This window comes from Acinetobacter sp. YH01020 (assembly GCF_013420275.1).
Classification (GTDB): Bacteria; Pseudomonadota; Gammaproteobacteria; order Pseudomonadales; family Moraxellaceae; genus Acinetobacter; species Acinetobacter amyesii.
In genome coordinates this window covers 1-22,236 of the sequence record NZ_VOYN01000053.1, presented here as the reverse complement: position 1 = coordinate 22,236, position 22,236 = coordinate 1, and the positions used below count along the sequence as shown (strand labels likewise).

Below are 22,236 nucleotides of genomic sequence, written 5' to 3'. Positions count from 1 at the left end.
TTCAAATGGCGATTCAGCGTTTAATTGGTTTTGGGAAAAAAGAAGAGTTTAAGGAAATTTTGGCAATTTTAAGAAAGCAGAATCCTGATAGGATAAGGGTTCTGTGAAATTTGTCGTGTACAGAGAACCATGATTTAAATTGGTTGATGCTTTAAATAGATGAATGAATAGGCTCGACAGAGTCTTACATTTAAGATTTAAAGAAAGGGCTTAGCCTTCGGTTGGAGGTACTCTTACGAAACGTTGTTTCTCATTCGGTAAAATGGGATACGAAGCTTCGCAAGGAAGCCATCTTGCGGTGCAATGCAGCTCACCGACAAAACGCGTCGAATTTTTATGTCTAACAAATAATCGCTGAAATTTGAGTGATTCTATTGAGTGTTGCCTCGAACAGTTGTGGATGACGTTTTCGCGTATCCAATTGAACTGGGTAAGAGAATTTTTATGAACATCGTCTTGCTTGACCCACGTCAAACTGAATCTGAACTGTGGAATATCAGTGCCAAACGCCAAATTGAGCATTTAAAAACCCATGTCGATGTACAAGTGGGCGATACCCTCAAAGTCGGGATTCGGGAAGGAAAGCGTTATTTAACCCAAATCGTCAGTATTGCGGATCACGGCATTCAACTTAAACCCTTACAAGAAGAAGAAGTACCTGCAAAGCATCCGGTGACTTTAATTGTGGCAATGCCTCGTCCGAAAGTGTTGCGCCGTCTGATTATGGATGCCGTCACCTTAGGCGTAGAAAAAATCATTTTGCTGCACAGTTATCGCGTGGATAAAAGCTATTGGCAGACCCCATTTTTACAGCAGCTCGATCACTATGTGACCTTAGGTTTGGAGCAGGCAGGTGACACCATTGCGCCCAAAATTGAACTGTATAAACGCTTTAAGCCCTTTGTGGAGGATGTTCTACCGAGCATGATCTCCTCGGACTATCCCGCTTATGTGGCGCATCCTTATGTCGAAGATGTGATGCCTACAGGGATTCAACATGGATGTACGATCATCATTGGACCTGAAGGTGGATTTATTCCTTATGAGGTAGATTTACTCATAAAAAACGGCTGCCAAGCAGTCAGCTTAGGCAACCGAATTATCCGTACAGAAACTGTGATTCCGTACGTTTTAGGGCGATTATTTAGCTGTTGAAGCTTCTGCCTCAGCTTGATCACCACGGTAAACTTTCACTTCCTGTACAGGGTACGGAATTGAAATACCATTTTGATTGAATGCTTGGATAACGTGTTCTTGCACTTCACTGATCGAGTTCGCAGTGGTGGTTTCTGTGGTATCTACCCACCAACGGACATTCAGATTGACCGAGAAATCAGCCAAAGCATTCACGTTTACGGTAAACGCAGGTTGGCTCAAAATGGTCGGGTCTTTGTCTAAAATGGCCAAAACAATGTTTTTAGCTTTTTGAATGTCATCTTCATAACCAATACCCACCACAAATTCACAACGACGACGTTGATAAGCGGTATTCACCGTTACCGCACTGGTGTAAACCGTCGCGTTTGGAATCACGATACGACGACCATCGGGAGAGCGTAGGAAGGTTGCACGAATTTGAATATCTTCAACTGTACCTTCCATTCCTGACACAATAATGTCGTCACCGATTTTGAACGGTTCACCGAGGAGAATCAAAATACCCGACAGTAAGTTCTGGAAAATATCTTTAAACGCGAAACCGATTGCAACCGAACCAATCCCCAAGGCACTCATGAGCTGACCCGGTGTGAAACCAGGGATCGCAATGACCATTGCAATCAGGAAACCGAAGAACATAATGGCTGAGCTACCGACACGGTTCAGGACCAAAACTAGATTTTGTTTTGAATAAGAACGGTCAGTGAGCGCTTTACGAACAAAGAATCTAAAGAGTTTTGACAGTAGATAGAAGATCGTAAAAACAATTAATGCGATACAAATATAAGGCAGGCGTTCCCAAAATCCATCGACAAATTTATCGATCGTTGAGTATGCGTCATTATATTTAGAGGTATGTTCCAGCACGGTTTGTGCGGTTTTTTCTGTTGCCTCTTGCAAAAGTTGAGTCGTGCCTTGAGTGACATCACTCAAGGCATTTTCTTTTTCAGCCACGAGTTTTCCAAATGTTCAGATTTTTCGCTATTTTGCCTGAAATTAGTGGCGAAAATAACCCTCATTTACAGGCTTGCGAACAGATGTATCAAAATTCAGACAGGCTCAAATTCGGTCAGTGGCTTAGAAGTATTCAGTACCTTGTTGAATGATTTCTGTAGGCGATTCAATTTCTCCGCTACCCATCATATACGAGGTGATGCTACCTGTAGCCAAGAGCGACAAGACACTGATTAAAATCATCAACCATGCCAGAATTTTTTCCCAAACCGCAGCAGGGCGTGGCGCGCCGTATTGATTTACGGTCGGTGTGCCTGAGGCCAATAATAAATACAGGATAAAGAACAGATTGATCACGGGGATAAATAATAATAGTAGCAACCAACCGGCTTTATTGAGGTCATGCAGCCGACGCACGACAAAGACACAATAAAAATAAATGTAGAGAATAATAATCGCCAAATAGGCGAGGCCAGATACCCCTGTGAATATGCCAACAAATTGCTCATTTAACGCCATGGTATTGATGTTGAAAATACCCACAGCAAGGCTTAAGGCGATCAAGGCAAAAAAGCTGATGATATTGAGAAAGCCATACCAACCAATCATGCTCAGTCGACCAAAACGTCCATCTGGTTTCAAGGGATTGTCCGATGTAGTGTTCGTCTGACGGGAAAAGAAAGAAGAGTCTTGGGTATTCATGCTTGGGTCAACTCAACGTGTATGGAAGAATAAAAATGCGGAATGCTGAGTAAAATTACCTTTGCATTATAGGTTCAAATGAACTGATCAGATACTGAATTGAAACATGTTTTTGTTGAAATTTTGCTCAAAAATATGCTTTAAATGGGAAAGAATAATACGACCAAAGCATGATTGCTGCGATTAAAAATTAATAGTCATACTGCTGTGATGCAGAAATTATAAAAGTAGAAATGTGGCATGGCATCTCGTGATGAGATGAATCAGATCAAGGAAAATACAATATGAAAGAGATCTATCCAGTACCTGAAAGTTTTAAAAAAACCGCGCGCATCAATGAGTCGGAGTACTTTGAGCGTTATCAAAAATCGATTGAACAACCAGATGAGTTTTGGGCGGAGCAAGCGCAAAAGATCGATTGGATCAAACCGTTTACCCAAGTTAAAAATACCAATTTTAAGCAAGATGATTTCAAGATCGAGTGGTTTGCTGACGGTGAACTGAATGTCAGTGCCAACTGCCTCGATCGACATTTAAAAGAACATCCACATAAACCGGCCATTATTTGGGAAGGTGATCATCCTTCACGGCATAAAATCATTTCTTTTGAAGAACTGCATGATGAAACTTGCCGTTTTGCCAATGTGCTGAAAAAACATGGCGTGGGTAAAGGCGACCGTGTGGTGCTGTATATGCCAATGGTACCCGAAGCGGCAATTGCGATGTTGGCTTGTACCCGAATTGGTGCAGTACACTGCGTGGTTTTTGGCGGATTCTCACCAGACTCATTGGCAAGTCGTATTGATGATAGTCAGGCGAAAGTCGTGATTACTGCGGATTGTGGGATGCGTGGTGGTAAGCCCATCCCACTCAAAGAAAATGTCGACCTTGCACTCGACATCGAAGGCACATCTTCGGTTCAAAATGTCATTGTGGTGCACCGTACAGGTAACCCGATCGAAATGAAAGCGGATCGTGATTTGTGGTATCACATGGAAATCATGTCGGTTAATGATATTTGTCCACCTGAACCCATGAATGCCGAAGACCCGCTGTTTATTTTATATACATCAGGTTCAACTGGAAAACCGAAAGGTGTATTGCATACCACGGGAGGCTATTTAACCTATGTGAATTGTACTTTCCGTGAAGTTTTTGACTTAAAACAAGATGATGTGTTTTGGTGTACCGCAGATGTCGGATGGATCACTGGGCATTCATATGTATTGTATGGTCCCTTGTCGAATGGTACCACGACCGTGATGTTTGAAGGGGTGCCGCAATATCCAAGTTGGGCACGTACGGGACATATTGTCGATAAGCACAATGTCACCATTTTATATACGGCACCGACTGCAATTCGCGCCATGATGCGAGAAGGCGATGCCTTTGTCCGAGAAAGTGACCGCAGTAGTTTGCGTTTACTGGGTTCGGTGGGTGAACCCATTAACCCAGAGGCATGGAATTGGTACTACACCGTGGTAGGTGAAAGCCGCTGTCCAGTGGTGGATACATGGTGGCAAACAGAAACGGGTGGTTTCATGATTACGCCATTGCCGGGGGCAACTGATTTAAAACCGGGTTCGGCGACGCGTCCATTTTTTGGTGTACAACCTGCGATAGTTGATGCTGAAGGCAATGAGCTTGAAGGCGCCGTAGAAGGTAACTTGGTGATTAAGGATTCTTGGCCGGGACAAATGCGAACCATTTGGGGTGATCCTGAGCGCTTTATTGAAGCTTATTTCTCCACTTATCCGGGGACGTATTTTACAGGTGATGGCGCACGTCGTGATGAGTCTGGCTACTATTGGATTACGGGCCGTGTGGATGACGTCTTAAACGTTTCAGGGCATCGATTAGGAACGGCTGAAATTGAAAGTGCGCTGGTTGCACATGATGCTGTGGCAGAGTCTGCGGTGGTGGGTATGCCGCATGATATTAAGGGACAGGGGATTTGCGCCTTTGTGACCTTACAAGCCGGGACAGCCGAGACGGATGAGTTGCGTCAGGAACTGGTGGCTTGGGTACGAAAAGTCCTTGGACCAGTGGCAACGCCAGATGCACTGCATTGGGCGCCAGCCTTACCTAAAACGCGGTCTGGTAAAATCATGCGCCGAATTTTAAGAAAAATTGCGGCCAATGAGCTGGACTCTTTAGGCGACACTTCGACCTTGGCAGAACCTCAAGTGGTTGAACATTTGATTGTGACGGTTTATCCGAAGTCATAAGAGCAATTTGAGCATGAGTGATAGCGTTCTGATGAAAGTTCACTATCGCTCATACGACGGGTTATTAAGGCAATATTGAACGTCCTTTCCCTTAGGAAAGTTGATTAGGAAGAAGGGATGTTCATGATGCTTTTAATCCACCGTACATACGACGTATAAAAAGACCAAGCCATAAGTCGCCTGAATTTAGGTGGCTTAGATTTCATGAGATATAGATTTTACAGATATAGACTGCAGGCATTGAGATAAGCTGAATGCCTGCGCTTTGTTAAGCTAAAACGGTAACAGAATAATCAGATAGACATATGAACGCTTCAACTCCATTGACTCAAGATCCAATCGATATTGCCCAAAAACTGGCGGCAGAATTTGCCACCACGGCTGCTCAGCGTGATAAGCAGGGGGGAAATCCCAAAGCTGAACGTGATTTGATTCGTCAAAGTGGTTTGCTTGCACTGTCCATTGGACAGCAATATGGTGGACAGGGTGCAGATTGGCAGACGATTTTTAAAACCATTCAAACCATTGCCCAAGTGGATAGCTCATTGGCGCATGTTTATGGTTTCCATCATTTATTGATTGCAACCGTACAGTTGTTCGCGCAGCCAGAGCAATATGGCCCATGGTTTGAACAGACTGCACGTGAGCATTTATTTTGGGGCAACACCTTAAACCCTTTAGACCGCCGTACTACAGCGACGCAACTGTCTGAACATGAATATGTGTTTCATGGCGATAAAAGTTTTTGTTCGGGTTCCATGGATTCTGACATTTTGCTGTGTTCTGGGTTCAATGATGACGGAAAATTATTGATCGGGGTGATTCCTACAGCACGTGAAGGCGTCAGTTTTCTCGGCGATTGGGACAATATGGGACAACGTCAAACCGACAGTGGAAGCAGTCATTTTGAACAGGTAAAAATTTCCAAAGATGAATTACTACTGAACCCGGGGCCTTTGAGTACGCCGTATTCCAGCTTGCGTCCATTGATTGCACAGTTGATCTTTGTGCATTTGTTTTTAGGGGTGGCAGAAGGAGCTTTTGAAACAGCAAAACAGACGGTTCAAAACCAAAAGGCGTGGTCAAAATCATTGGCTGAAAATGCAGTGAATGACCCATTTATTCAAAAGCATTTTGCTGAGTTTTATGTGCAATTAGAAAGTGTACGTTTATTGGCAGATAAAGCGGTTCAGCGTTTGCAAGGGGCTTGGGAGATTGGTGAAGCTTTGACGGCGGAACAACGTGGAGAAGTCTCTATTGCGATTGCAACAGCCAAAATTGCGGCCACCAATAGTTCGCTGTACATTACGCAAAATATTTTCCAAGTGATGGGCGCACGTGCCACGACGGCCAAACTGAATTTAGACCGCTTCTGGCGCAATGTGCGTACCCAGACCCTGCACGATCCGATTGATTATAAATATCAGGAAGTTGGTGAATGGGTGCTCACAGCCAAAGTGCCAGATCCAAGTTTTTATTCTTAAACGTATATTGCAAATGAGCCAATAAAAAGCCTCCGAAAGGGAGGCTTTTTGCAATGTGCTGTCAGTCGATTTAACGCTGATGAATACTTTCTAAGGTATCGACTAAGGTTCGCGTTGTTTGATCAATTTCATAATTCACGGCATCACCGACTTGGACATCTTTCCATGTAGTGAGGCGCAGTGTTTCAGGAATGAGATCGATTGAAATTTCACTATTGGCACGATCAACACGGTTCACAGTCAAACTGCAACCATTGAGTCCAATAAAACCTTTGAGAAAGAAATATTTAATATTGCCTGCCGGAATGTGAATATCGAGATGAAAGGTTTTCCCACGATGTTCTAAGTTTTTGATCGTGGCTGTGCCTTCGATATGTCCATATAGATTGTGACCACCATTTTCTGCGCCAACTTTGGCTGAGCGTTCGACATTGACCTCATCACCGGCCTTGAGAGCTTTTAGCGTGGTGAGTTGATTGGTCAAATCTGAGACATCAAAATGTACTTGGTTGGCTGCCAAATCAATATGTGTGGCCGTTAAACACACGCCATTAATCGCCACACTTGCCCCGATAAAGACATCATGAAAAAAATTCTGATGATTTGAAATCACCAAGGTTGTGAAGCCATTGCCTTGACGAATGTCTAAGACTTTTTCTAAACCTTGCACGATGCCTGTATACATGTGAGCGTCTCTAAAATGATTTGCGTTTTCTGTATTGTAGGGACAAAACGACCGATCGGCTATGCCTTAGAGTGACCATTTCAGTACAGCGTTTTGATCCCTAGCAGTTCGATCTTGGCAGTCTCTACAATGCTCGGAATGTTTCAATTGCCGCTAGGCGAGACTGCTTTAAATCGACAATCGGCTGAGGGTAGTTCAATTCTAGTTGAGGATTTTTGGCAAAGGGTTGGTGAATTTGTTTGGCATCCAAATCTGCGAGTTCAGGTAGCCATTGACGTAAATAATCCCCGTTCGGATCAAATTTCTGAGATTGGCTGATCGGGTTAAAAATCCGAAAATAAGGTACAGCATCTGTACCCGTCGAGGCGCACCATTGCCAACCGCCATTATTGGCCGCTAAGTCGCCATCGACAAGGTGCTGCATAAACCATTGCTCCCCCAACCGCCAATCGATCAGTAGATTCTTACTGAGGAACATGGCACAAATCATCCGCACCCGATTATGCATCCAACCCGTAGCCAGTAGTTGACGGATCCCTGCATCGACAATTGGAATGCCTGTCTGACCTTGCTGCCATGCAGCCAAGTCTTGTGGTGCATGGCGCCATTTTATTTTTAAGGTTTTGGTTTGAAACGGCTGGTGCTGAGATACCTGCGGGTAGTCAAATAAAATGTGTTGGTAAAATTCACGCCAAAGCAGCTCATCGAGCCAAGTTTGTTGTCCTCTGTGGTCGATCTGGAAATAGCCGCCTTGTTCACGAAACAGGGCTTGCAGACATTGGCGAATAGACAAGATGCCCAAGTTTAAATACATGCCAATTCGACTGGTTCCATTGAGCGCAGGAAAGTCCCGATCATCAGCATAACGATGCAGATGTTGTTCAATAAATTCATCTAAGCACTGTAGTGCGTGATCTTCTCCAATCGGCCAAAGCTCGATTTGAGTAGCTAACAGCGATGTGGGATAAAAAGGACTTAAATCAAATTGATTTTGCCACAGCGGATGCGGTTCGAGAGCCGCTTGGGCTTCAATAGTGGGATAACAAGTAGGCAGACTGATGCTCAATTTTTCGTAGCAATTTTTCTTAAATGCACCGAAAACTTGATAAGGATGTCCAGATTGATTGCGAATACTGCCAACAGGAAACAGGGTGCGGTCATGGTACAGCTCAACAGAGATGTGCTGCTGTTCTAATAACTGTTGTACTTCGCGATCTCGTTTAAGTTCATTCACACCATGTTCAATATGTGCATGAACAGTGTGTATATTGAGCTGAGTACATAGGGTTAATAGCTCAGTGGCGATGTCTGACCAATGGGGAATATGCTGAATAATCAGTGGAATATTTAGTTCAGCCAATTGCTGTCGCAAAAGTTCCAGTTGGGCAAGATAGCGATGGATTTTAATGGGGGCATCGTCATGCCTTGCCCATTGTTCAGGAGAAAGCGCAATAAAGGCAATCGTTGGACCAGACTGTGTCGCCTGCCACAGTGCGCTATGGTCATGTCGTCTTAAATCTTGTCGAAACCAAACCAGTTGCATATTTATTGCCTCGTTTGTGTTGGAAATATCACTGGAATTACGGGGGTGGCAATTGGTGATAAAATCATCTAAAAAATATCGATTTTAATAAAAAACCATATAATATCTATCGTTTAACTTAACCGATTGCGCACAATTCTGTCAGCTTAAGCGTACAAGCAACGAAGTTTTTGACGCTAGGCGCACTTTTAAATTTTACCTAAGATGAACTCATACAGGAACAGGACGTTCCGGAACATAAAACAATAAAAAAGTGTTCACCATCAGGACTGTGAAGCAAGACAGGAGTCATGCTTAAGTATCCATATAGAAAAAGCCCGACAGGATGTCGGGCTTTTTCTTTGTCTACAGGTCAGCTCATTTTTCTAGAATCAGAGCATGTCTTTAAATGCGACTCGAGATAAAAAATCCCCTAAGCCGAGCCTTAGGGGAGGAAAGTGAAGTGAGCCGGTTGTGATTATTATGCTGATTACATGAGCTGTGACTCCATCAACAATTATGCTGATTTAGCCTGCACAACTTGCTGCTGTTGAGCTTCCAGTTCACGAACCAGTGGCAACACTTTTTCGCCAAAGTATTCCACTTCTTCAATGAAGTGGAGAAAACCTGAGAGAACCAAATCGACACCTACACTTTTGAGTTCCACAATGCGTTCGGCAATTTGTTGTGGCGTGCCAATCAGATTGGTTTTAAAACCGTCGTTGTATTGAACCAAATCTTCAAAAGTTGATTTTGCCCAGTTACCTTCGCCTTCTTTGGTGGATGCACCTGCTTCACGAGTTGCATCGCCAAAAGCATTGACCGCTTCGGTATTGGCATTGTCGATAATAGCTTGAAGCACCGCTTGGGCTTCTTCCTCAGTATCTCGGGCAATGATGAAGGCATTCACCCCGATTTTGACCTGATGCTTATTGGCCTTGGCTTTTTCACGAATATCATCGATCTGCTTTTTCAACTCAGCAGGGGTATTGCCGTTGGTGAAGTACCAATCGGAAACACGTGATGCCATGTCACGTGCTGCACGTGAACTGCCACCTTGGAAGATTTCAATATGCGGTTTTTGTACCGGTTTCGGAGATAGAGTGTAGTCTTTAAATTGATAGTATTTACCATCAAAACTAAAGTTATCCTGCGTCCAAACGCCTTTTAGGCTACGAATGAATTCTTCAGAACGCGCATAGCGTTGATCATGCTCGGGCCATTCTTCTCCAATCGCATCAAACTCACCACGGAACCAACCACTCACGACATTAATCGCAATACGGCCATTTGTGAGATGATCGATGGTCGCCAATTGTTTCGCAGCCAGAGCTGGTTTCCAAGGGCCGGGTAAAATCGCTGCAATGACTTTGAGTTTTTCAGTTTTGGCCAAAATTCCATGGCTGAAACTCACCGATTCGTGTTGATTTTCCGCGTTATAGCCTGCGGTAAAACGAATTTGAGTCAGCGCATAATCAAAGCCACTTTTTTCTGCAGCTTGTGCCAAACGCACGTTATAGTCATAGCTCCAATCGGTACGCTGTTCAATATTACTGACCACCAAACCACCACTGACGTTTGGTACCCAGTACGCAAATGTAATGTTTTTTTCTTGTACTGACATTTTGCAAACCCTCGGGATCGAATTGTTATGCTGTGGTGTTTAGGCCACTTGCGTTTTTGGCTTTTTACTATGCAGTCGAGCTTCAGCGGCATCCAAACTTGGAACAGCTGCAGAAGGAAGGACTTCTTCTTGCTCGATTTGCTTATTAATGCCCAAGTTTTGGTTGGCTTGTTGAGACTTGGCTTTCACCACTTCAGCACGCTGACCTTTGGCTGGAGCCCATTCCAAAATCGGCAGTGCACGTGCTACTGCTAAAGTAATGCGGTCACGGAGTAATTCACTATGAATGGTGTATTCAGGGGTGAAATCACGATCTGTTGCATAGACCCCTATCGGCAATGTTTGAGCTTGGAAGAAACTGAACAATGGACGCAGTTGATGTTCAAGCACTAAGGCATGGCGTTCAGAACCACCCGAAGCTGCAAGCAAGACAGGTACATCCACCAATGCAGTTTGTTCGACAAAGTCAAAGAAGTGTTTAAACAGGCCTGTAAATGAAGCACGGTAAACTGGCGTTCCAACAATCAGTGCATCAGCAGCTTCAACGGCAGCAAGGTCATCTTGTACACGTTGTGGCAATTGGTTACGGTAAATCGCGCCACCTAATAAATTGCCAATTTCACTAAACTTAATAAAATGCACATTGATTGGAGTTGCATCACCGAGTTCATCAACAATGGCTTGCACCAAAGCTTCAGTTTTAGATGGATTGTTTAGACCACCTGACACAGCAACAATATTCAGGGGTTTTTGTAGATTAACTTGAGACATTTTTTAAACCTAAAAGTGTGGTTTCTCGGAATGCCTTTTATTAATCCCGATGGGTGGATCACTGTAAAATAACGAAAATCAGAAAAGTTATCTGATTTTTAGATATGTTGGAAAAACCACAAGATTCGTGAAATTTCAAATTTTAAACTGTTGATATTTCAACATATAATGCTTAGATATAAGCATTTTTACTGTGTTGATAAAATTTATATGAAAATATGATTAGATTTAAAGATTTATAGAAAATGCGAAAAAAAGACGCATTTTAGGTGAAAATCTACATTTTAAATGCAAAAAAATAAGTTCTTGCATATCCTTCACATAGCATGTGTGGTTAGAATAGGGTCATTGTGCACAAGATCTCTCACGTTGCTTATGAATATTTTAATCGTTGATGATCACCCGCTGTTTCGTCATGCTTTAATTCAGGCGGTTCGTTATAGTTTGCCTCAGGCGCAAATTCATGAGACTGCAGCAGTCAATGAATGCTATGAACGTCTTGAAAATGGCCCTGAGCCTGATCTTGTGTTATTGGATTTAAACTTGCCAGGTGCTTCAGGCTTTTCTGCCTTGGTGCATATTCGCGCACAATATCCATCGATTCCAATCATTGTGGTCTCTGCGCATGAAGAAGCGTCGATTATCCAACGTGCGATTGCACATGGTGCGATGGGTTATATTCCAAAATCTGCGCATCCAAGTCACATTGGTGAAGCGATTCGTCAAGTCTTAGAAGGCGAGATTTGGTTGCCACCAAATTTACCAGCCAATATGAACTTTGATCCACGTGCTGCAGATGAAACGGCATTGGCAGAACGTATTCAGTCTTTAACACCGCAACAATTCCGTGTGTTAATGATGGTGGCGGAAGGTTTGTTGAATAAGCAAATTGCCTATGAGTTAGATGTATCTGAAGCAACTATTAAAGCGCATGTAACGGCGATTTTCCGTAAGTTAGGCGTACAAAACCGAACTCAAGCTGTATTGGCAATTAATGCATTGAATATTGAAGAAAAGAAAATCTAAGGATTTTTTCCAAAAAAAAGACCTCCATCGTGGAGGTCTTTTTTTATGCTGTTTAAGCGATAGAACAATGCGAATTAAACCAATAACTGATATTACGCACCTAAAAGTAATTTCGCATTTTTAAAATGATTTTTAAGTCAGTTCGACGGAGTCTTACATCTAGGGATTAAATAAAGGGATCAGCCTTCGGCTGGAGGTACTTTTGTTTCGGCAAAAGTACCCAAAACCATTGTCATCCGCAAAACTCGTTCACTTGCGCCAAATTATTCAAAGTATCGCAAAAACATTTGTGATTAGAAGTCGTCCTGTCTCAAACACTTGCGGATGACGTTACCGCGTATCGTTCTTTTATTTGAATCAAATTGTGCTTCTGATGTTACTGCGTAACATCAGTTAATACCTTATATAAACAACTTCAACAATAACTTAAGCAATATAGTCTTGCTTAGGCGTCAGATCGGTACAGTACAAAGGGTTGAGCGCACATTGCAATTCATCAATTTGTTCATCGGACACATAGCCGCGCGTTTTGAGATAATCCGCGACACGGTCATCACGTAAACTCAAAAAGGCAGCATCATAAACGCCCAAATCCACAAATAGGGCTGCAGTTTCTAAGCTGTTAAAACGGTCCAGATAAACATCATTGTCATACATCAGGAAGATATGGTCTTGCTTGGAGTTGGCATCGACATTTAAACGTTGTGCCAATTCAAATGGCGCTGTTTTAATAAATAGTAAATCAGATAATTCATCAAACTGTGTTTTATCCAGCTGGTTTTTGTCGGTTTTGACTTTACCGAGCCACGCTTTAAACACCAAAACCGCACCACCACGCAGTAGCATGCTCCAAATCTGATGACGGGTGTCCAAACCCAAGCCATTGGATTCTGCTTCTAAATTTTGCAGCAGTAGGTCTTCTTGCTCTGCCAGTCGATCGAATAAGCCAAGGCCTTGAGGTTTGTAGGCATTCGGCGCAAAGACATCAAAATTCAGTTCATCAAACACTTGTAACGCGAGAGGAACGGCACTGCGATAGAGCGTTTCCAGCGCTTCGACTTGCACATCACTTAATTTGCTGAACTTAAATAGCTGACGCCAATCGATCTCTGGCAAAATAGCATTGGCACCATACTGACGATGAAACTGTAGATTTTGATCAAAACCATGCGGCATTGTTTCTGAAATATTCACAAGATCACTCCTAATATGCGGGGGAGATCAGCTTCTCAAGTGTTGAGTTATGACGCTTCTTGAATTGGCTTGAAACTGATCAACTTCTTATGAATATTTTTAAAACGAACGGCCGCAGCTAAATATACGACTAAAGTTTTAGTTTTTAATTTTGGTTGTAAAAATCTTATTTAAATCAAATATATTTTTAATTGTAACTAAGTGTACAAGTGTTCACTCATGCATTCGATATCTTTTGCCATAGGCAATCTAAATTTGATATTTATGGCTAATAAATAGACGAAATGTCGGGGCTATTTTGAATGATCTTGCCGCTGAGACAAATTTTTTTGCCAGTTAGGTAAGTTTAAGTAAGAACAAGGTAAATAAAAGCCCATTTCATGTGAATGAAATGGGCTATTTTTCACAGAGCGATGTCATGTAACAGCGCTACTGATTTGAAATCTTCAAACCAGATAACCATGAACGGAGTGAAGCCGGTTTCAACGGTTTTTTCAGTAAGACGATGTTTAACTCTTTTAGACGTTGCGGTAATTCAGGATCAGAATCTGCGGTAATCAGCGCCACAGGGACATTTTCCTGACGGTTATCTAAAATAAAGTCGAGACCGATCTTGTTGTTATTCAAATGTTGGTCAACCAACCAAACTTGAATATTTTCTTGTTGAATCAACTCCATGGCCTGTTCAGGTTCAGTGGCTTTAAAGACTTGATAGCCCCATTTGGTCAGTAAGGTCGACATCCCTTCCAAAATGGTTTCATCATTGTCTAAGCACAGAATCTTATAGGCTTTGGTCTTCAGCGGAACCGCTTGAGTCGGTGCAGCGACCACTTTTGGCGCAGCGACCACAGGCACTTCAATCATAAAACACGAACCATGACCAAGTTCTGAGAACACATGCACTGGGTAGTCGAGTAGGCTGGTCATGCGTTGCACGATGGCTAAACCTAAGCCCAGGCCCTGTTCGCCCCAAGGAGAGGTATGTCCACAGCGTTCGAACTCTTGGAACAACTTAATGCGCTGTTCTTCCGCGATCCCTGGACCTGTATCCCAAACGCCAATACGAATATGTCCTGGACGTGCTGAACGTAGCACACCCACCACAACACGACCACGCGCCGTATAGCGTAGGGCATTGCTGACGAAGTTTTGAATAATACGACGAATCCACTGTGGGTCGGTGTCAATCCAGAACTGAGCATCATGTACGGTCAGTTTGATATTACGCTGTGCCGCAATCGATTTAAATTGCAGTTCAAGATCGCTGAGTAAGTCATGCAGCGGATAAGGCTGACGTTTTGGTTGAATGGTTCCACCTTCGAGTCGTGCGATATCCAAGAGGGCAGAGAGCATACTTTCCGCACCATGCAGCGCACGATCTAGTTGCTGAAGCGTTTTACGATCATCGTCATTTTGTACGCTTTGCTCGAGGGCGGTACTAAACAGGCGAGCAGCATGCATCGGTTGCAATAAGTCATGGCTTGCAGCAGCAATGAAGCGGCTTTTCGACATATTGGCTTTATCGGCTTGCTCACGTGCCAATTGTTGTTCGGACAGGGCATCTGCCAACTGTTGGGTACGGTCTTGTACACGCCCTTCAAGCAAGGCTTCATTTTCACGGAATGCGGTAATATCGGCAAAGGTCGTGACGAAACCACCGCCTTCGATCGGGTTCCCGCGCATCTGAATTACACGACCATCTTTACGAATTCGTTCAAATTCGTGTGCGCTGCCGACTTGCATCCAATGCATACGTTTACGCACATGTTCTTCGACTGAACCAGGACCACATTCGCCGCGTTCAGCGTTATAACGAATCAAGTCTGAAATTGGGCAACCGACATAGACAATGTCTTTTGGATAATCAAACAGTTTGAGGTATTGATTATTCCATGCCACCAAACACATATTTTCATCAACCACGGACACACCTTGAGTCATATGGTCGATCATGGTCATGATCAGGTTTTGGTTAAAGCGCTGCCACTGTGAGGCTTGGTCAAGAATATTTGCGACCTGACCGAGTGCTAAACCATTATTGACCATGGCTGTGGTGAGTAGGGTACGGGCAGATGCCGCACCGATGGTGCCGGCAAGATACTGTTCGGTAAAACGCCACCACATGCCGTTGGCGCTGCTATTTTCATTCAAAACGACATTGTTTTGTGCGCAGAACTGGTTGAAGGCGCGCATAGTTGGACCTTCACCGGTAATGCGTTTTGCCAAAGTAATCAGATCACCTACTTTTAAGCGTGCCACATCATGGTGAATATAGCTGATGTCGTTTGATGTACTTTGAGCCGGGAGGGGCTTGGTTTCATAATAAAAGAAACTTTCGGCCTGAATTTGCTCGGCAACACTTGGACGGAAGACGCGGGAAATCCAAATATAGAGGGTGATATTTAAACCGAGTGCCCAAACTACGCCATGGGTAAGTGGATCGAAAGATTCAAACCCTAACAGTGCTTCAGGACGTAACCAACTCAAGCCTAGCGGACCCTGACTTAAAAGATTTTCGGTAAATGTTTTAAATTGTTCAGGCAGGCTACGCAATACGGTTGGTAATAACAGGGTATAAGCCCACATGCCAAAGCCGACCAACAGACCTGCATATACGCCTTGCTTACTTCCGCCGCGCCAATATAAACCACCAATTAACGCCGGTGCAAACTGTGCCACAGCACTGAAGGCCAATAGGCCAAATACCGATAATTGGTCAATGTCATTGAAGAAATGGAAGAACAAGAAGCCCAATAACATGACCGCTAAAATACATACACGACGTGTGAATTTCAGTACGAGTGGTAGGCGTTTGTCATGACGTGACAATAAGCGTGTACGCCACAGTGCAGGCATGATCAAGTCATTACTGAGCATAATCGACAAGGCCACTGACGACACCAACAGCATACCTGTCGATGCTGAAAAACCACCGAGAAACGCAAGTAAGGTCAACCAGTCTTGGTTATAACTCAAAGGCAGTGAGAGCACGGCAACATCGGGGATTGCCAAGTAGGCAGGTGCTGCATGCAGCGCCCAACTGGCAATCGGGATGATCGCGATAATGGTTAAAATCAGATAAATGGCAAACCAACGACGAGCACCACGGATATGCTTTTCATCTCGCAGTTCAACCACCGCGACATGGAACTGACGTGGTAGACAAATAATCGCTAATGCAGCCAATAAAGTTTGAATCCAAAAGCTTTCTGGCACACCTTTGAGCTGAACATCTTTAAAGGTGGTGTTGATGTCATGGCTGATTTGAGCCATGTTTTCAGGTGATTCAAAAACAAAGAAAAATGCGACTGCAAGTAGTGCAAACAGCTTGACGAAAGACTCAAATGCCACAGCCAACATTAAGCCGCCGTGCTGTTCAGTATTGGCAATCTGTCGTGTCCCAAACATCATCGCCAAAATCGCCAATACACCAGTCAAAAACAGCACACTATTGGTGGTGCTGGTCAGACCAGCGGTCGGTTCTAAAATGACCGTTGCACTTAGGGCAATTGCACGTAGTTGCAAGGCTAAATAGGGAATAATGGCAATCACGGCAAGGATCGTGACTAATGACGCTAAGGGGCCACTTTTACCATATCGTGCTGCTACAAAGTCGGCAATCGATGAAATGGCATGATGCTGACGGACACGGCCTAAACGTCGCCAAATATCATAGCCGAGCGCAACAAATAGCAGCGGTCCTAGATAGATCGGCAGGAAAATAATGCCCTCACGAACCGCGGCACCTGTTGCGCCATAAAACGTCCAAGATGAACAGTAAACCCCTAAAGTTAGACTAAAGAGAAGCATTCTGCCGCGAGTACTGAGCCTGCTGGCATGCTTTTCACCAAAGAATGCACATACAAAGAGTAATGCGATGTAAAGGGCCAATACCCCGACGATAAGCCAACTATTCATAGAGCCTGCAGCATATTAATTCTCGCTTAATGATAACGCATCCATAGGCTTAGGGAGGTTATTGCTCAAAATTTAACGACCAAAGTCTAAATTACAAGAGATAAGGAACATTGGTAAGTTTAGCTTCGAAATAATTCGAATTAGAAAATTGCGCGCCAAGGTTCGGCGTAAGGAGAACATTATGGATGAGAGACAGGTAGAACAAATTCTACAGAATCCAAAATTTAAGGAAATGGTTAGCCGTAAAAGTAAGTTGAGCTGGACTTTGACGATCATCATGTTGGTGGTCTATGTCGGCTTCATGCTACTTGTGGGCTATAACAAAGAGTTCTTGATGCAATCCGTGAGTGGTGGTGTAACCACGATTGGTATGCCATTAGGTTTGAGCATTATTGTATTGTCATTCCTACTCTGTGGTGTGTATTCGTACATTGCAAATAATAAATTAGATGCATTAAACGAAGAAGCAATGCGTGAAGTAGAAGCAATTACTCAAGAAAAAGGACTTCACTAAGATGAAATGGAATTCATTGAAAGCAACAGCACTGGCGGCTCCCGCTCTGCTCATGTCAAGCATGGCAATGGCAGGACCAGATTTAGGTGAAGCACAGCAGCAAGCGACCAACTGGCACGCAATTATCATGTTTGCCATCTTTGTAGGTTTTACGCTGCTAATTACTAAATGGGCTGCAAAACAAACTACCAACACTGCAGATTTCTATACTGCTGGTGGTGGTATTTCAGGTTTCCAAAATGGTCTAGCGATTGCCGGTGACTATATGTCAGCAGCATCGTTCCTCGGTATTTCCGCAATGGTATTCAGTTCAGGCTTTGATGGCTTGCTGTATTCATTGGGCTTTATGGTGGGTTGGCCAATTGTATTGTTCTTAGTAGCAGAGCGTCTGCGTAACTTAGGTAAATTCAACTTATCTGACGTTGTATCGTTCCGTTTGGCTGAAAAACCAGTACGTACATTGGCAGCAATGAGCTCGCTGGTGGTTGTAGCGTTCTACCTAATCGCACAGATGGTAGGTGCAGGCCAGTTAATCAAATTGTTATTCGGTCTAAACTACAACATTGCGGTTGTGATTGTTGGCTTGCTGATGATGGCGTATGTAATCTTCGGCGGTATGTTGGCAACGACTTGGGTACAGATCATTAAAGCAGTGATGCTACTTTCTGGCGCAACGTTCATGGCATTCATGGTCATGAAGGGCGTGGGCTTCAGCTTCTCTGAAATGTTCTCACAATCTATTCAAGTTTTCTCTAAAGTTCACGAAGTGACTTTGGCAGAAGCGGGCAATATTATGGGGCCTGGTAAATTGGCTGCGAACCCAATTGATGCGATCTCTCTAGGTCTGGCATTAATGTTCGGTACAGCAGGTTTACCACACATCTTAATGCGTTTCTTCACGGTTAAAGATGCCAAAGAAGCGCGTAAATCAGTGGTTGTAGCAACAGGTTTCATTGGTTACTTCTACCTACTGACTTTCATCATTGGTTTTGGTGCGATCCTTTACGTTTCAAACAACCCACAATTCCTTGATGTTGCAAAAATGGCGGTAACTGGCAAGCTAGAGCTTGTTGGTGGTAACAACATGGCTGCGGTGCATTTATCTGATGCATTAGGCGGTGATTTGTTCATGGGCTTCATTTCAGCGGTGGCATTCGCAACGATTCTTGCAGTTGTTGCAGGTCTAACATTGTCTGGTGCTTCAGCTATTTCACATGACTTGTATGCAAACGTATTCAAGAAAGGTCAAACAACGCCAGAATCTGAACTTCGTATGTCTAAAATCGCGACTTTAGGTCTTGCGATCTTCGCGATGATTTTAGGTATCTTGTTCGAGAAACAAAACGTTGCATTCATGGTTGGCTTGGCGTTCTCTGTAGCAGCATGTGCAAACTTCCCAGTACTTGTATTGTCTATGTTCTGGAGAGGCTTGACCACTCGCGGCGCAGTGATTGGCGGTTTAGTAGGTCTGCTTACAGCAGTGACCCTAATTATCTTATCTAAAGCAGTTTGGGTAGATACATTCGCAATCTCTGAAACACCAATTAACCCATTCAATGGTCCTGCTATCTTTGCAATGCCATTGGCATTCATCTGCTGCTGGTTGTTCTCTGTGACTGATAATTCAGCACAAGCACAAGCTGAGCGTAAAGCATTCGATGCACAGTATGTACGTTCACAAACTGGTATTGGTATCTCTGGTGCTTCAGATCACTAATCTGAATCGCCTAAAAAGCCCCTAATAAGGGGCTTTTTTTATATTTAGTGAATGATATGACGCAGAGGTTTGTAGACAAATCTCTGTCCTATTTGCGTGTATAATTTTCTCCATTGATCGACATTTTCCAATGGCCTTGATCATCTTGATAAGGCGAGCGCTGAATGGTGAATTGTTGAGAGAAATTATCCTGACCGATGCTAAAGCTCTGATCACCAAAACTGCTCAAATGGGCTTTTATTCGCGACTGTTCAGCACCACTGAAGGTTTGGTTGGCAATACTTTTTTCAGTATGTTCTTGATGGTAATACGTCACTTCGCCCGACGCTTTGATCACTAATTCACTGTGGTTGTTTTGCCAAGTCCCCACATAATTTTCATGGCCTTTGAGGAGTGGACTGTCTTGTGTACAGGCAGCGAGCATGAGCAGACAGAGGGGCGCAAATACGAGATGTTTTTTCATAAAGAAATCTACCACGCAGGAGATTTCTTTAAATGTGCGCCTGAAAACTGAAACTTACAATAAGCTTTTTGAGTTTCAAGGGTGATCAAAAAATTGAGGCAGAACAGTAGGCATATGTGATGTTTTTCAGGTCACGCTCAACAAATCTTTGCAGTATAAAAAACTCACTTCATGCTAATTTAAAATCAATCAGTTGATGATGCTTAAGATCGATCATTTCAGCGCATGAAAAAAATATAGAGATTGAAAATAATGCAAGGTTTTGTAGATTTTTGGAAAAGCTTTAGACTTTTACCCTCAGCATGGCTGTTACTGGTGCAGTTTCTGATCTTGGTTTTAACCGCGATTACCCGAGAAAGTCTGTCTTTTCGTGCGCTAATTTGGGTACTTGGGGTGTCGGTACTATTGATCATTGCCAAAGTGATTCGCCAAACTCCAATGTTTACGATTCTAGGACTGAGTTTTGTTGGCTGCGCCGTATTGTTTTCTACTTTGATTATGCTCGGTGTAAATCATCCGAATATTCAAATTATTGCGCATGGTTTTGAAGCCTGTGCGTATTTTAGTGCAGCCTATGGTGTATTGCGCTATATGTTTGCCGATCGCTATTTAACCAAAGATGAACTTTTTGCAGCAGGGGCAGTATTTACCCTCATCGCATGGGGTTTTGCTTTTCTCTATAGTATTTGTCAGCTGATTTATCCGGATAGTTTTGTAAATCCTGCAGAGCCGGGCATGCAGTCGTGGTTAGATTTATTATTTTTAAGTTTTAGTTTGCAGTCTGCCACGGGCTTGTCGGATCTCATGCCTGTGAGTGCGCCTGCACGGGTCTTGGCTATGCTTCAAATGTTCTGTGGGGTGATGTATTTGGCTCTCATCGTTTCACGCTTAATTGCATTGCAATATATTACCCATTTACCGGAACGCCATGAGCCCAAAGACAAATAATGGCAGGAAAAAAAAGGACGCAAATGCGTCCTTTTTGGTATTCAGTATCTAATATGAATTAGAAACGGAATTTAGCGTTTACGCCAACAGTTTGGGTATCAAGCGCAACAACTTCTTTAGCATTAGCATTTACATAGCTAGCACCAACTGCAACAGCAGGAGTGATGAAGTAGTTTACATTCGCGCCCCAAGCTGAGTCTGGAGTACCTTCAAAGCTAGATTCAGCGTAAGAAGCACCAACGCTTAATTTAGGAGTTACGAAAAGATCAGTTTTGAATTGGTAAGCAGTGTCATCACCGTAGATGATGCCTGATTCGAAACCAATTGCCATGTTAGTGTCGTCGATTGCGCCAACATATTTAGCACGTGCAGTGATTGCGTCTTGGTCTTGACCAATAGTCGCAGCTTCTGCAGCAGCTTTAGCAACACCGTTACCCATAACGTTGAACGCGTCAACAGCAGCTTGGTCAGCAACGCTAGTGTAACCAACAGCAACTAAGAAGTTTTGAGTTGGAAGCGCACCAACTTCTAATGCATAACGGTCGCCATTGCCTTCTAATTCTTTAGATACTTGGTTTTTAGAATCTAAAATAGTGTGGCTGTAAGACGCGCTTGCATATACAGGAACAATTTTAGTTGGAACATAAGCTTCAGCTTTAGCGCCAAAGTTATGAGCAACTACGTCAACACCTTGTGAACCAACTTCGCCGTAGTTGTAAGCAACAGATACGTTAGAAGCTTGGTTTAAGAATGCAGCTTCTGCTAAAGGACCTTTTGTAGAGTCAACATTTTTGAAGTAGTAAGTACCTTGAACACCACCAATGAAATCTTTGTCATTTGCAGTTGTGTCGATGTATTCTGCTTGGCCTTGAACTTCAAATTGGTAAGCTTGAGCACCGGTCATGGCTAATAATAAAGCAGTGGCTAAACCGAGTTTTTTCATGATTTTCTACCAGTTGTTACAAATGGATTAAACATTGAGCATTGTATTGTAACAATATATTAAGTCAATGATCCTAAAGGTTATTATTCAGTCTCTGACTCAGATCTTTATTTCATAATAAGAAATTCAGTTTTTACTCTAACTAATAAGTCACTGAAAAAAAATCATTGAGAACAATTAAGTAAGTTTGACTAAAGTCGTAATCGAAAAAATAGGCTTGAAAAATTACACAACTTTTCGATCTAAAATAACAATCAATAGACTTCCGTCATAAATCAAAAAACGTACAATTTATTTGATCTTAAATTAATCAGCAAAATTATTTAATTCAAGGGATAATTCTTGGATGAAATTCAAAGATATTCAAAAATTATCAGACGTTAAA

General features: G+C 43.1%; 17 protein-coding genes. 7 read left to right on the top strand and 10 right to left on the bottom strand.

Annotated features, from left to right (window positions below; all coding sequences use genetic code 11):
• Nucleotides 1-444 precede the first annotated feature (444 nt).
• Nucleotides 445-1,155, top strand: a complete 711-nt coding sequence (locus FTT85_RS15480; protein WP_180183901.1) for a 16S rRNA (uracil(1498)-N(3))-methyltransferase — start codon at nucleotides 445-447, stop codon at nucleotides 1,153-1,155.
• On the opposite strand, the gene FTT85_RS15475 is transcribed toward FTT85_RS15480, so the two are convergent.
• Nucleotides 1,141-2,112, bottom strand: coding sequence for a mechanosensitive ion channel family protein (locus FTT85_RS15475; RefSeq protein WP_078190551.1), 972 nt, complete (start codon nucleotides 2,110-2,112; stop codon nucleotides 1,141-1,143). The genes FTT85_RS15480 and FTT85_RS15475 overlap by 15 nt on opposite strands.
• A 123-nt stretch (nucleotides 2,113-2,235) precedes the next feature.
• Nucleotides 2,236-2,814, bottom strand: a complete 579-nt coding sequence (locus tag FTT85_RS15470; protein ID WP_168379414.1) for a DUF805 domain-containing protein — start codon at nucleotides 2,812-2,814, stop codon at nucleotides 2,236-2,238.
• Between the two features lie 284 nt (nucleotides 2,815-3,098).
• On the opposite strand from FTT85_RS15470, the gene acs reads away from it, so the two are divergent.
• Nucleotides 3,099-5,042 carry an acetate--CoA ligase gene (gene acs / locus FTT85_RS15465; RefSeq protein ID WP_180011584.1) on the top strand — a complete coding sequence of 648 codons (1,944 nt, stop codon included), beginning with the start codon at nucleotides 3,099-3,101 and terminating at the stop codon, nucleotides 5,040-5,042.
• A gap of 305 nt (nucleotides 5,043-5,347) precedes the next feature.
• The gene (locus FTT85_RS15460; RefSeq protein ID WP_180073368.1) at nucleotides 5,348-6,526 is read left to right on the top strand and encodes an acyl-CoA dehydrogenase family protein; all 1,179 of its coding nucleotides are present in this window, start codon (nucleotides 5,348-5,350) and stop codon (nucleotides 6,524-6,526) included.
• A 70-nt stretch (nucleotides 6,527-6,596) separates the two neighbouring features.
• Here FTT85_RS15460 and FTT85_RS15455 read toward each other — a convergent pair whose 3' ends face one another.
• The 4 genes from FTT85_RS15455 to msuE all read right to left on the bottom strand — a co-directional run bounded on the left by FTT85_RS15455 (nucleotide 6,597) and on the right by msuE (nucleotide 11,128).
• A complete protein-coding gene (locus FTT85_RS15455) occupies nucleotides 6,597-7,211 on the bottom strand; it encodes a riboflavin synthase subunit alpha (protein WP_180002709.1) in 615 nt (204 codons plus the stop codon).
• A gap of 124 nt (nucleotides 7,212-7,335) precedes the next feature.
• On the bottom strand, nucleotides 7,336-8,754 hold the full coding sequence (locus tag FTT85_RS15450; RefSeq protein ID WP_180183900.1) for a deoxyribodipyrimidine photo-lyase: 1,419 nt from the start codon (nucleotides 8,752-8,754) through the stop codon (nucleotides 7,336-7,338).
• A 496-nt stretch (nucleotides 8,755-9,250) separates the two neighbouring features.
• Nucleotides 9,251-10,357, bottom strand: a complete 1,107-nt coding sequence (sfnG, locus tag FTT85_RS15445) for a dimethylsulfone monooxygenase SfnG (protein ID WP_180183899.1) — start codon at nucleotides 10,355-10,357, stop codon at nucleotides 9,251-9,253.
• A 39-nt stretch (nucleotides 10,358-10,396) separates the two neighbouring features.
• The gene (msuE, locus tag FTT85_RS15440; RefSeq protein WP_078190544.1) at nucleotides 10,397-11,128 is read right to left on the bottom strand and encodes an FMN reductase; all 732 of its coding nucleotides are present in this window, start codon (nucleotides 11,126-11,128) and stop codon (nucleotides 10,397-10,399) included.
• Nucleotides 11,129-11,503: 375 nt separating this feature from the next.
• On the opposite strand from msuE, the gene FTT85_RS15435 reads away from it, so the two are divergent.
• A complete protein-coding gene (locus FTT85_RS15435; RefSeq protein ID WP_078190543.1) occupies nucleotides 11,504-12,154 on the top strand; it encodes a response regulator transcription factor in 651 nt (216 codons plus the stop codon).
• A 426-nt stretch (nucleotides 12,155-12,580) separates the two neighbouring features.
• On the opposite strand, the gene FTT85_RS15430 is transcribed toward FTT85_RS15435, so the two are convergent.
• Both FTT85_RS15430 and FTT85_RS15425 read right to left on the bottom strand, forming a co-directional pair.
• Nucleotides 12,581-13,330, bottom strand: coding sequence for a hypothetical protein (locus FTT85_RS15430; protein WP_218952795.1), 750 nt, complete (start codon nucleotides 13,328-13,330; stop codon nucleotides 12,581-12,583).
• A 447-nt stretch (nucleotides 13,331-13,777) separates the two neighbouring features.
• Nucleotides 13,778-17,266, bottom strand: coding sequence for a PAS domain-containing hybrid sensor histidine kinase/response regulator (locus FTT85_RS15425; RefSeq protein ID WP_180022766.1), 3,489 nt, complete (start codon nucleotides 17,264-17,266; stop codon nucleotides 13,778-13,780).
• A gap of 181 nt (nucleotides 17,267-17,447) precedes the next feature.
• On the opposite strand from FTT85_RS15425, the gene FTT85_RS15420 reads away from it, so the two are divergent.
• A complete protein-coding gene (locus FTT85_RS15420) occupies nucleotides 17,448-17,780 on the top strand; it encodes a DUF485 domain-containing protein (RefSeq protein WP_078190540.1) in 333 nt (110 codons plus the stop codon).
• A gap of 1 nt (nucleotide 17,781) precedes the next feature.
• Nucleotides 17,782-19,497 carry a cation acetate symporter gene (locus FTT85_RS15415; RefSeq protein WP_180002715.1) on the top strand — a complete coding sequence of 572 codons (1,716 nt, stop codon included), beginning with the start codon at nucleotides 17,782-17,784 and terminating at the stop codon, nucleotides 19,495-19,497.
• An 88-nt stretch (nucleotides 19,498-19,585) separates the two neighbouring features.
• Here the strand turns inward: FTT85_RS15415 and FTT85_RS15410 are convergent, their stop codons facing one another.
• Nucleotides 19,586-19,960, bottom strand: coding sequence for a hypothetical protein (locus FTT85_RS15410; RefSeq protein ID WP_180183898.1), 375 nt, complete (start codon nucleotides 19,958-19,960; stop codon nucleotides 19,586-19,588).
• Nucleotides 19,961-20,212: 252 nt separating this feature from the next.
• On the opposite strand from FTT85_RS15410, the gene FTT85_RS15405 reads away from it, so the two are divergent.
• Nucleotides 20,213-20,908, top strand: coding sequence for an ion channel (locus tag FTT85_RS15405; protein ID WP_180183897.1), 696 nt, complete (start codon nucleotides 20,213-20,215; stop codon nucleotides 20,906-20,908).
• Between the two features lie 58 nt (nucleotides 20,909-20,966).
• On the opposite strand, the gene omp33-36 is transcribed toward FTT85_RS15405, so the two are convergent.
• On the bottom strand, nucleotides 20,967-21,851 hold the full coding sequence (gene omp33-36 / locus FTT85_RS15400) for a porin Omp33-36 (RefSeq protein ID WP_180183896.1): 885 nt from the start codon (nucleotides 21,849-21,851) through the stop codon (nucleotides 20,967-20,969).
• Nucleotides 21,852-22,236 lie beyond the last annotated feature (385 nt).